Consider the following 11,543-nt stretch of genomic DNA (forward strand, 5'->3'; position numbering starts at 1 on the left):
CGATGGTCGGCGCCGCAGTCCTGCTCATGCCCTGGCAGTCGGGGGTGCTCGATCCGAAAGGCCCGGTCGGGGCCGCGGAGCGGCTGATCCTGTTCAACGCCACGGGCATCATGCTCGCCGTCATCGTACCGGTCATCGTGATGACCCTGATCTTCGCCTGGTGGTTCCGGGCCGGCAATCCGCGCGCCCAACGCCTGCCGAACTGGTCCTATTCCGGCCGCCTGGAGTTCATCGTCTGGTCGATCCCGGCCATGGTCGTCCTCTTCCTGGGCGGCATCGGCTGGATCGGCGCCCACGAATTGGATCCGCCGCGCCCGCTCGCTTCCACCGCCAAGCCCGTCGAAGTCGACGTCGTCTCGCTCGATTGGAAATGGCTGTTCATCTATCCCGAGCAGGGCGTCGCGAGCGTCAACCGCCTGGTCGTGCCGGTGGGCCGGCCCATCGCCTTCCGCCTGACCTCGGCCACGGTGATGAATTCGTTCTTCGTGCCCGAGCTCGGCAGCCAGATCTATCTGATGTCGGGCATGACCACGCGCCTGCACCTGCAGGCGGACAGGCCGGGCGTCTATCCCGGCCTGTCGGCGCAGTTCAGCGGCGACGGCTTCTCCGACATGCGGTTCGACGTGCTTGCCGAGAGCGAAGACGGTTTCGCCGCCTTCGTCGCCCGCGCCAAGGCGCAGGGCGGCCTGCTGGACGCCGCCGGCTATGCGCGCCTCGCTCTGCCGAGCCAGGCGGTCGCGCCCGCGACCTATGGCGCCGTCGCGCCCGGCCTGTTCGACGTCATCGCCGCCGGTCCGATGTCCGCCCCAACGCCGGCAATGGCGATGCCGGCGTCCTACCCCGACACCGCAACCGATCCGGGGAAGTAGCATGCTCGGAAAATTGTCATGGGCGGCGCTTCCGCTGGATCAGCCCATCCCGCTGATCACCTCGATCGTGGTCATCGTCGTCATCGCCGGCGTCCTGGCACTCGTCGCCCTCAAGGGCTGGCTGCCCTATCTGTGGAAGGAATGGATCACCAGCGTCGATCACAAGCGCATCGGCGTGATGTATGTCGTTCTGGCCCTCGTCATGCTGCTGCGCGGCTTTTCCGACGCGATCCTGATGCGCTCGCAGCTCGCGCTCGCCGCCGGCGCGGATCGCGGCTACCTGCCGCCGGATCATTACGACCAGATCTTCTCGGCCCACGGCACCATCATGATCTTCTTCGTCGCGATGACCTTCGTCATCGGGCTGATGAACTTCGTCCTGCCGCTGCAGCTCGGCGTGCGCGACGTCGCTTTCCCGGTGCTCAATTCGGTCGCCTTCTGGCTGACCGCCAGCGGCGTGCTTCTGGTCAACGTGTCGCTGTTCGTCGGCGTCTTCGCCCGCACCGGCTGGCTCGCCTATCCGCCGCTGTCGGAGCTGCAATTCTCTCCCGATGTCGGGGTCGATTATTACCTGTGGTCGCTGCAGATTTCCGGCGTCGGCACGCTGCTCGCCGGCATCAATCTGTGCACCACCATCCTGAAACTGCGCGCGCCGGGCATGACCTATATGCGCATGCCGGTTTTCGCCTGGACGGCGCTGGCGTCCAACCTGCTGATCGTCGCCGCCTTCCCGATCCTTACCGCGACTTTCGCCATGCTGCTGCTGGATCGCTATCTGGGCTTCCACTTCTTCACCAACGACCTCGGCGGCAACGCCATGATGTACGTCAACCTGATCTGGGCCTGGGGCCATCCGGAGGTCTACATCCTCATCCTGCCGGCCTTCGGCATCTTCTCCGAGGTGATCGCGACCTTCTCGGGCAAGCCCCTGTTCGGCTACCGCTCCATGGTGCTGGCGACCATGGCGATCTGCATCCTGTCCTTCCTGGTCTGGCTGCATCATTTCTTCACCATGGGCGCGGGCGCCGACGTCAACGCCTTCTTCGGGGTGATGACCATGATCATCGCCGTGCCGACCGGGGTGAAGGTCTTCAACTGGCTGTTCACCCTCTATGGCGGCCGCGTGCGGTTCAACGCGCCGATCTTCTGGTCGCTCGGCTTCATGGTGACTTTCGTGATCGGCGGCATGACCGGCGTGCTGATGGCGATACCGCCGGTCGACTTCGTGCTGCACAACAGCCTCTTCCTGGTGGCGCATTTCCACAACGTGATCATCGGCGGCGTCCTGTTCGGCGTGATGGCCGGCTACACCTACTGGTTCCCCAAGGCCTTCGGCTTCACGCTGCATGAGGGGCTGGGCAAGGCCAGCTTCTGGTGCTGGTTCATCGGCTTCTATCTCGCCTTCATGCCGCTCTATGCGGTCGGCTTCATGGGCATGACGCGGCGCATGAGCCACTACGACAATCCCGCCTGGCAGCCCTGGCTGGTCGTCGCCGAGATCGGCGCCTTCGTGATCCTGCTCGGCATCCTCTTCACCGTCGCGCAGCTCGTGGTCAGCATCCGCACCCGCGCGCAGCGCCGCGACCTCACCGGCGATCCCTGGGGCGGGCGGACGCTGGAATGGTCCACGACCTCGCCGCCGCCCGTCTACAATTTCGCCGTCCTGCCCGTCGTCACCGGCCTCGACGCCTTCTGGACCGCCAAGACCCGGGGCCCGCGCGCCGCCGCCGCGCCGGCCTATGAGGCGATCGAAATCCCGCGCAACACGCCGATCGGATTCTTCATCGCCTTCTTCGCCGTCGTGATGGGCTTCGCGCTCATCTGGCACATCTGGTGGATGGCGGTGCTGGGCCTCGTGGGCGTCTTCGCCGTCGTGCTCGCCCACGCCTGGACGCTCCGCACCGAAGACGAATTGTCGCCGCGCGACATCGCCCGGATCGAAGGCGCCCCGGCGGGAGAGATGGCATGAGCCTCGCCGAAGCCTCCGCCTCGATCCCGCTGTCGGCCCGGGGCCCCGCGAGCAAACGGGTCACGGTCGGCTTCGGCTTCTGGCTGTTCCTGCTCAGCGACATCATCATGTTCTCCGCCTTCTTCGCGACCCATGCCGTGCTCGGCCGCGCGACGGCGGGCGGGCCGACGGGACCGCAGCTGTTCGATCGCGGCCATGCCTTCCTCGAAACCGCCTGCCTGCTGGCGTCGAGCTTCACCTGCGGGCTGGGCGCGATCTCGACCGAAGGGCGGCGGCTCGGCGGCCTCTATCTGTGGGGCGCCGTCACCTTCGTGCTGGGCGCGGCGTTTCTCTATCTCGAAGTGACGGAATTCGCCGCCATGGTCGCGCGCGGCGCCGGCCCCGACCGCAGCGCCTTCCTCTCGGCTTTCTTCGCCCTGGTCGGCGCCCACGGCCTGCACGTCACCCTCGGCCTTGTCTGGCTGGTGGTCATGCTCGTCCAGGCGGGGACCATCGGCTTCCGTCCCTTCGTGGTGCGGCGGCTGCTGTGCTTCAGCCTGTTCTGGCATGCGCTGGACATCGTGTGGATCGCGCTCTTCACCACCGTCTATCTGATCGGAGGCCTGTCGTGACCGACGCATCGTTCGAACGCCCCGACCGCGCGCCCGGCGCGACGGAAGGCGAGGAGCCGCGCGCCGCCCTGAGCGGCTATGTGACGGGCCTCGCCTTCGCGCTGCTGCTCACCCTCGCCTCGTTCTGGGCGGCGGGAACGCATCTGATCTACGGCCCGGGCGTGCCCGTTCTGCTCGCCGTACTCGCCATCGCGCAGATGGGCGTGCATCTGGTCTTCTTCCTGCACATCTCCAGCGCGCCGGACCACACCAACAACATCCTGGCGCTGGCCTTCGGCATCCTGATCGTGGCGCTGGTGGTGATCGGCTCCCTGTGGATCATGGCGAACCTGAACGCGAACATGCTCCCGATGGATAAGCTGATGCAGATGCAGCGCTAGCGCCGTTCGCGCAATTTCGAACGAAGCGCGCCGCAAAGCGTCTATCGTACCCGGCGTCTCCTCCGCACGGTGCCGCGATGGCTGGTCCCTTCTCCGGAATTCTCGTCGTCGATCTCACGCATGTGCTGAACGGGCCGTTCGGCACGTCGATGCTGTGCGATCTGGGCGCGCGCGTCATCAAGATCGAGCCGCCGGAGCATGGCGACGACACCCGCGCCTACGGCCCGTTCGTCGACGGCAAGTCGCTCTACTTCAATTTCGTGAACCGCGGCAAGGAAAGCATCGTCCTGAACCTGAAGCACGACGCCGACAAGGCGGTGCTGCTTCGCATGGTGCGCAAGGCCGACGTGCTGGCCGAGAATTTCCGCCCCGGCACGATGCAGCGCCTCGGCCTCTCCTATGAGACGCTCAAGGCGATCAATCCGCGCCTGATCTATGCCTCGTCCTCCGGCTTCGGCCAGACCGGGCCTTACGCCGCCTATCCGGCCTATGACACGATCGTGCAGGCGATGAGCGGTCTGATGAGCATGACCGGCTTTCCCGACGGCCCGCCCACCCGCGTCGGCACCTCGATCTCCGATATCGCTGGCGGCGTCTTCCTGTTCGCAGGCATCGCCAGCGCGCTCTACGCCCGCGAGAAGACCGGCCGGGGCGCGCATGTCGATGTCGCGATGTTCGACAGCACGCTCGCCTTTCTCGAACACGGCCTGATGGAATATTCGGCGACCGGCAAGCCGCTCGGCCGCATCGGCAATCGCCATCCCTTCATCGCGCCGTTCGACACCTTTGCCGCGCAGGACACGCAATTCGTGATCTGCTGCGGCAACGACCTCCTGTTCGAGCGGCTGTGCGCCGCGCTCGGCCATCCCGAACTGTCGAGCGACAGCCGGTTCGGATCGAACGCTGATCGCATCGCCAACAACGACGCGCTCAAGGCCGCGCTGGAAGCGGCGCTGGCGCGCCGGCCCGCCGCCTATTGGCTGAAGCTGCTCCACGAAGCGGGCATTCCGGTCGCGCCGATCCTGAACGTGACGGAGGCCGCCGAGCACCCGCAGACCAAGGCGCGCAACATGCTGATCGAGGCGGGCGGGATGCGCATGACCGGCAATCCGCTGAAGATCGGCGGCTACGACGATCCGTCCCTACGCGACGGTGCGCCGTCGCTGGACCAGAACGGCGCTGCGCTGCGCCGCGAATTCGCGCCGCCGTCGAACGACTAGAGCCGCCTCAATCTCTCGAAGACCGTCATTGCCCGGCTCGTCTGGGCAATCCGTTTGGTCGCCGGAAACGTCTGCGAAAACCGCTATTTCATTGATCCAAATCAACCGCGCGCGAAAAGGGTTTCCGCGCGCCGCCCGGTTGGCAGCACGCGCGTATCAATCGCCGCAAATCGGTGCAAGCGCCTTCGCCCTCGCCCCCGCATGATCCGCGCACAACGGCACTCGGAGACCCCGCCCATGAGCCTGCCCCTCGAAGGAATCAAGATCATCGACTTCACCGGCGTCCAGGCCGGTCCCGCCTGCACGCAATTGCTCGCCTGGTTCGGCGCCGACGTGCTGAAGGTCGAGCGGCCCGGCACCGGCGACGTCACGCGTCGCCAGCTGCGCGACCTTCCCGGTCTCGATGCGCTCTACTTCACCATGCTCAACAGCAACAAGCGCTCGCTGGAGCTCGACACCAAGACGCCGGAAGGCAAGAAGATCATGGAGGAGCTGATCCGCGGCGCCGACGTGCTGGTGGAGAATTTCGCGCCCGGCGCGCTCGACCGCATGGGTTTCACCTGGGAGCACATCCAGGAGCTCAATCCGAAGATCATCTTCGGCTCGGTCAAGGGCTTCAACGAGGAATCGCCCTACAAGGACATCAAGGTCTACGAGAACGTCGCGCAATGCGCCGGCGGCGCGGCTTCGACGACGGGATTCTGGGACGGCCCGCCCACCATCAGCGCCGCGGCGCTCGGCGATTCCAACACCGGCATGCATCTGGCCATCGGCATCCTCACCGCCCTGATCGGCCGCGAGAAGGCCGGCAGGGGCCAGAAGGTTTCGGTGTCGATGCAGGACGCAGTGCTCAATCTCTGCCGCGTCAAGCTGCGCGACCAGGAGCGTCTCGAGCATGTCGGCTATCTCGAGGAATATCCGCAATACCCGAACGGCAAGTTCGGCGACGCGGTGCCGCGCGGCGGCAATGCGGGCGGCGGCGGCCAGCCGGGCTGGGTGCTCAAATGCAAGGGCTGGCAGACCGATCCCAACGCCTACATCTATTTCACCATCCAGGAGCAGAACTGGCCGAAGACCTGCGAAGCCATCGGCAAGCCGCAATGGACCGACGATCCCGCCTATGCGACGGCCAAGGCCCGCCAGCCGCACATCTTCGACATCTTCGCCGAGATCGAGAAATTCCTCGCCGACAAGACCAAGTTCGAAGCCGTGGAGTATTTGAGCAAGTTCGAAATCCCCTGCGCGCCCGTCCTGTCGATGAAGGAGATCGCCTACGATCCGGCGCTGCGCGCCAGCGGCACGATCGTCGAGGTCGAGCAGGAAAAGCGCGGCAAGTACCTAACCGTCGGCAGCCCGATCAAATTCTCCGACTTCGCGCCCAAGATCACCGGCGCTCCGCTGCTCGGCGAGCACACCGATGCGGTGCTGCAGAGTCTCGGCTACGACGCCGCCAAGATCGCCAAGCTGCGCGCCGACAAGGTCGTCTGACCGGGCTTCGCACATTTCAAGATGAAGGGATTTGCGCCATGACCGAGACGGCGGACGTTCAAACGCTGACCGACGGCTTCCACCTCATCGTGGATGCCCTCAAGCTCAACGGCCTCGACACGATCTACGGGGTCCCCGGCATCCCGGTGACCGACCTCGCGCGCCTGGCGCAGGCGGAAGGGATCCGCGTCATCAGCTTCCGGCACGAGCAATCGGCCGGCAACGCCGCCGCGATCGCCGGCTATCTCACGCAGAAGCCGGGCATCTGCCTCACCGTCTCCGCGCCGGGCTTCCTCAACGGCCTGGTCTCGCTCGCCGCCGCGACGACCAACGGCTTTCCGATGATCCAGATCAGCGGCTCCAGCGACCGCGCGATCATCGACCTGCAGCAGGGCGATTACGAAGAGCTCGACCAGATGAACGCCGCCAAGCCCTTCGCCAAGGCGTCGTACCGGATCAACCGCCCGGAGGATATCGGCATCGGCCTGGCGCGCGCGATCCGCGCCGCGGTGTCGGGCCGGCCGGGCGGCGTCTATCTCGATCTTCCGGCCAATGTGCTCGCCGCCACGATGGACGCCGAAGCGGGCGCGAAGTCGTTGGTGAAGGTCGTCGACGCCGCGCCGCGCCAGATCCCCGATACGGAATCGGTTACACGCGCCCTGAGCCTGCTCGCCGGCGCGCAGCGCCCGCTCACCATCCTGGGCAAGGGCGCCGCCTATTCGCGCGCGGAAGACGACATCCGCGCCTTCATCGAAAAGACCGGCATCCCGTTCCTGCCCATGTCGATGGCAAAGGGCCTTCTGCCCGACGATCATCCGCTCTGCGCCGCCGCCGCCCGCTCCCTCGCGCTCAAGGAGGCCGATGTGGTGATGCTGGTCGGCGCGCGGCTCAACTGGCTGCTCGGCCACGGCAAGAGCCCGCAATGGTCGCCGGCCGCGCAATTCGTGCAGCTCGATATCCTGCCGACCGAGATCGACAGCAACCGCGCCGTCGCGGCGCCGGTGGTCGGCGACATCGGCTCGTCGATCGCGGCGCTGCTGGCGGGCCTCGCGCAGACGCCGATGCCGCGCCGCCCCGCCTGGCTCGACGCGCTCGGCGGCCAGAAGGACAAGAACGCCAAGCACATGGCGGCGCGCTTGGCCGCGAAGCCGAGCCCGATGGATTTCTACAGCGCGCTCGGCGCCGTCCGCGGCGTGCTCGCGGCGCGGACCGACGTCTATCTCGTCAACGAAGGCGCCAACACGCTCGACATCACCCGCAACGTCATCGACATGTCGGTGCCGCGCATGCGGCTGGACACCGGCACCTGGGGCGTCATGGGCGTCGGCATGGGCTACGCCGTCGGCGCAGCCGTCACCGGCGGCCGCCAAGTCGTCGCCATCGAGGGCGACAGCGCCTTCGGCTTCAGCGGCATGGAGATCGAAACCATCTGCCGCTACAAGCTTCCGGTCGTCGTCGTGATCTTCAACAATGGCGGCATCTATCGCGGCGACGGCGTCAACCCGACCGGCGGCAGCGATCCGTCCCCGACCGTGCTGATGCGCAAGGCGCGCTACGAGCTGCTCTGCGAGGCCTTCGGCGGCGCCGGCTATCACGCCGCCGATCCCGAAAGCCTGATCAAGGCGCTGACCGAGGCGCTGGCCTCGAACGCGCCGGCGCTGATCAATGTCGAGATCGACCCCAAGGCCGGGACCGAGAGCGGCCATATCGGCAACCTCAACCCCCACAGCGCCGTCTCGCCCAAGCCGGCCGAGTGACGGCGGGCGGAAGAGGGCATCTGACTGCGGTTGGGTCGCCCGGATCTGAGTATAAGAAAAGGTCGTCATTGCCCGGCTTGTCCGGGCAACCCATTTTTCTTGCGGCCAAATTGGGTCGCCCGCATGAAGCGGGCGATGACGACGTCTTTTCTTGATCCGGCAAAATTTCGAGATCGACAAGATCGACGGGACAGCCCGTCAAGCCGCGTTCCGGAATTGCCGTGGCGTCGTTCCGACGATGCGGCGGAAATGCTTGGTCAGATGGCTCTGGTCGCCGAAGCCGACGCTCGGCGCGATCTCCGCGATCGGAAGCTTGCTTTTGGCCAGCAGCTCCTTGGCCATGTCGACGCGCCGCCGCACGATGTACTGGTGCGAGGCCATGCCCACCGAGGTGTGGAACGCCCGGCAGAAATGCGCGTAGCTGACGCCGGCGACCGCCGCCAGGTCGGAGAGCGTGATCTCGTTCACCAGGTTCGACTCGATATAGTCCTTGACCATGCGCAGCCGCTTGGGCGTCAGCCCGCCGCGCCGCACCGCCGAAGGCGCGCTCGCCTGCGCCCGCGCCGCGCGGATCGCGATCTCGCAGCACAGGCTCTCGACATAGAGCTTTCCCATGAGGCCCGGATTGTCGAGCTCGTTCTGCAGCTCGCGCATGCGCCCGGCGATCGCGCCGTCGCCGATGTCGTGGCGGTAGGAGAATTCGAGCGTCCCCGGCAATTTCTCGTCGTCGATCATCTCGTCGATCATGCCGGTGTCGAGCAGCACAACCACATGGCGGAAATTCTGCGGGAAGTCCGACCAGCCTTCGATGCTGTGATGGGCGGGCACCAGCATCACCTGGCCGAGCGAGCCGCCGCTCATCTGCTGCGTCCCGCCATTGCGCCGGACCGACATTCTGGTGTTGGCCCCGGCCGCGTGCAGCGCGATGGCATGGCGGTTCAGCCGATGGCGGAAATCCGTCTGCTCGCCGCGTCCGCGCCGGTCGAACACCATCGCCTCGCCGCTGGTCCAGCCGACGGATTGCTGCTTGAGCAATTCCGCGTCGAACGAATAGGCTTCGCCGGTATCGACAGCGCCATCGAACATCGTCGTTTCTCCTATCAATCGGGTGCCGCGCGCCGTGCAACCGTCGCCCGTCCGGCACCGACCGGAGGCGTCAAACACGCGGGCTCGCGGCTAAATCGTCCTGTATCGGGTTCGTCGGTCCCGTCGTATGTCTCGGGACTGAAAATATGTGAAACGGCTTGGGCTGTCCCTCATGCTTAGGTATACGCATGCGAGACGTTCGTCCGCCGGCGGGCCTTCAGTCCAGCGCGGAAAGGACCAGAAGCGCGCCGATCGGCACCAGCAGGGCCCAGGGGCCGGCGTGCGCCGTCACGGCGCCGGACAGCGCCGCGCCCAGGAAGAATCCCGCCCAGATCCCGGCCAGCCAGAGCGCCCGCCGCAGATGGGTGTCCCACGCCCCCTCACTGTCGGAGAGCGGCGCCCGCCGCGCCGCCTGGGCCAGATGCGTCCCGAGCCGGTTCAGCGTGCCCGTCACGAAGGTGAGATTGACCTGCTGCTTGCCGACGCTCGGCAGCGACGTATTCATTGCGCCCATCGCGACGCTGAGCAGCGCCACCGCCAGGATCGTCGGCGAGAGGCCGGCGAGCGCGAGGCCGAAGACGAAGGCGAGCGCGGCCGCGATCGCGACGAGCGTCACCCGCCGCGTGAGCGGGCCGAACGGCGGACGATAGAAATTGCCGATGAAGGAGCCGAACAGGAACCCCGCGATGCCGGTCAGCAGCAGCGGCACGACGGCGAAATCGCCGAGGCCGGAGTGATAGCCGGCCTGCGTCGTGTTTCCGCTCATGAACGAAAGATAGGTGCCGTAGCGCACGATGCCGTAGGCGTCGACGAAGCCGGCGATGGCGGCCAGCGCGACGGCGATGTGTTCCTGGCGGCCCGCGGCCTGCTGTGCCCGATTGTCCATGCTTCCGTCTTCGCAGAAGCCGCGTCCGGCGCCTTGTGCGCCCTTGCGAGGACCGTCCGCTTTTTTGCACGAAGGCGCGGCGGGACGTTCAGCCCAGAAAGTCGCGGATCGTTCCGGCGACGATGTCGAACTGCGCCTCGGTCAGTCCGGCATGGATCGGCAGCGAGACCGCGCGCTCGTAATAGCGCTCGGCGGCGGGAAACTGGCCGCGCGCGAAGCCCAGGCGCTGGAAATCCGGCTGCCACGGAATCGGGATGTAGTGGACGTTGACGCCGATGCCCTTGGCCCGCATCGCGTCGAAGAATTCGCGCCGCGTCGGCTTCGCGCCCGCGGCGAGCTGCACGACATAGAGATGCCAGGCGGACATCCGCGCCGGCGCGACCCTCGGCAGGATCAGCGGCAGCCCCGCCAGGGCCCCGTCATAGGCGCGCGCGATGGCGTTGCGCCGCGCGATCCATTCGCCCAGATGGGAAAGCTGCGACAGGCCGAGCGCCGCCTGCATCTCGGTCATGCGATAGTTGAAGCCGAGCCCCTGCTGCTCGTAATACCAGGCGCCTTCGCCGGCATCGGCCAGCCGCGCCGGATCGCGCGTGATGCCGTGGCTGCGCAGGTCGGCCATGCGCTCCGCCAGCGCGCCGTCGTTCGTCATCGCCATGCCGCCTTCGCCGGTGGTGATGATCTTGACGGGATGAAAGCTGAAGACCGCGATGTCGGCATATTCGCAGCCGCCGACGCGCCCGTTGCGATAGCTGCCGCCCACCGCATGCGACGCGTCCTCGATCACCTTGGCGCCGTATTCGTGCGCGATGGCGCGGATCTCCGCCATGTCGCAGCTCTGCCCGGCGAAATGCACAGGGATGACCACCTTGGGCAGCCGGCCGGTCTTCTTCGCGGCGGCGAATTTCTCCGCCAGCAGCGTCACGCTCATGTTGAAGCTGACCGGATCGATGTCGACGAAATCGACCTCGGCGCCGCAATAGCGCGCGCAATTGGCCGAGGCGACGAAGGAATTGGGGCTGGTCCACACCAGATCGCCGGGGCCGACGCCCAGCGCCAGGCAGGCGATATGCAGCGCGCAGGTCGCGTTCTGCACCGCCACGCCGTGACGCGCGCCGACGGCTTCGGCCAGCGCCCGCTCGAAGGCGGGAACGACGGCGCCTTGCGTCAGGAAATCGGATTTGAGGACGCGCACGACCGCTGCGATATCGGCCTCGTCGATCGACTGGCGTCCATAGGGAATGTGCATGCGCGGCGCTCGGTGCGACGCCTTATGCTCT

10 protein-coding genes are annotated in these 11,543 nt (G+C 66.7%); 7 read left to right on the forward strand and 3 right to left on the reverse strand.

Translation table 11 applies throughout. From position 1 onward, the window contains the following. The first annotated feature begins 2 nt into the window (after positions 1-2). The 7 genes from cyoA to oxc all read left to right on the forward strand — a co-directional run bounded on the left by cyoA (position 3) and on the right by oxc (position 8,294). Positions 3-869, forward strand: coding sequence for a ubiquinol oxidase subunit II (gene cyoA / locus WDN01_20425; GenBank protein MEJ0028400.1), 867 nt, complete (start codon positions 3-5; stop codon positions 867-869). A 1-nt stretch (position 870) separates the two neighbouring features. Continuing rightward, positions 871-2,838 carry a cytochrome o ubiquinol oxidase subunit I gene (gene cyoB, locus WDN01_20430; GenBank protein MEJ0028401.1) on the forward strand — a complete coding sequence of 656 codons (1,968 nt, stop codon included), beginning with the start codon at positions 871-873 and terminating at the stop codon, positions 2,836-2,838. Further along, positions 2,835-3,449, forward strand: coding sequence for a cytochrome (ubi)quinol oxidase subunit III (locus WDN01_20435; protein MEJ0028402.1), 615 nt, complete (start codon positions 2,835-2,837; stop codon positions 3,447-3,449). The genes cyoB and WDN01_20435 overlap by 4 nt, the downstream gene beginning before the upstream one ends. Further along, positions 3,446-3,829 carry a cytochrome o ubiquinol oxidase subunit IV gene (gene cyoD, locus WDN01_20440; protein ID MEJ0028403.1) on the forward strand — a complete coding sequence of 128 codons (384 nt, stop codon included), beginning with the start codon at positions 3,446-3,448 and terminating at the stop codon, positions 3,827-3,829. Before WDN01_20435 ends, cyoD begins: the two co-directional genes overlap by 4 nt. 77 nt (positions 3,830-3,906) lie before the next feature. Further along, positions 3,907-5,049 (forward strand): CoA:oxalate CoA-transferase, encoded by a 1,143-nt coding sequence (gene yfdE, locus WDN01_20445; protein ID MEJ0028404.1) that lies wholly within the window; start codon positions 3,907-3,909, stop codon positions 5,047-5,049. Positions 5,050-5,286: 237 nt separating this feature from the next. Continuing rightward, a complete protein-coding gene (frc, locus tag WDN01_20450) occupies positions 5,287-6,537 on the forward strand; it encodes a formyl-CoA transferase (protein MEJ0028405.1) in 1,251 nt (416 codons plus the stop codon). A 38-nt stretch (positions 6,538-6,575) separates the two neighbouring features. Further along, entirely contained in the window at positions 6,576-8,294 is a 1,719-nt protein-coding gene (gene oxc, locus WDN01_20455; protein MEJ0028406.1) for an oxalyl-CoA decarboxylase, read from the forward strand. A gap of 198 nt (positions 8,295-8,492) precedes the next feature. On the opposite strand, the gene WDN01_20460 is transcribed toward oxc, so the two are convergent. From WDN01_20460 to pseC, 3 genes are all read right to left on the reverse strand, one after another. Then, entirely contained in the window at positions 8,493-9,380 is an 888-nt protein-coding gene (locus WDN01_20460; protein MEJ0028407.1) for an AraC family transcriptional regulator, read from the reverse strand. 217 nt (positions 9,381-9,597) lie between these two features. Then, positions 9,598-10,266, reverse strand: a complete 669-nt coding sequence (locus tag WDN01_20465; protein ID MEJ0028408.1) for a YoaK family protein — start codon at positions 10,264-10,266, stop codon at positions 9,598-9,600. An 88-nt stretch (positions 10,267-10,354) separates the two neighbouring features. Continuing rightward, positions 10,355-11,512 (reverse strand): UDP-4-amino-4,6-dideoxy-N-acetyl-beta-L-altrosamine transaminase, encoded by a 1,158-nt coding sequence (gene pseC, locus WDN01_20470; protein MEJ0028409.1) that lies wholly within the window; start codon positions 11,510-11,512, stop codon positions 10,355-10,357. Positions 11,513-11,543 lie beyond the last annotated feature (31 nt).

It is taken from the genome of Rhizomicrobium sp. (assembly GCA_037200985.1).
In the GTDB taxonomy this organism is placed as follows: Bacteria; Pseudomonadota; Alphaproteobacteria; order Micropepsales; family Micropepsaceae; genus Rhizomicrobium.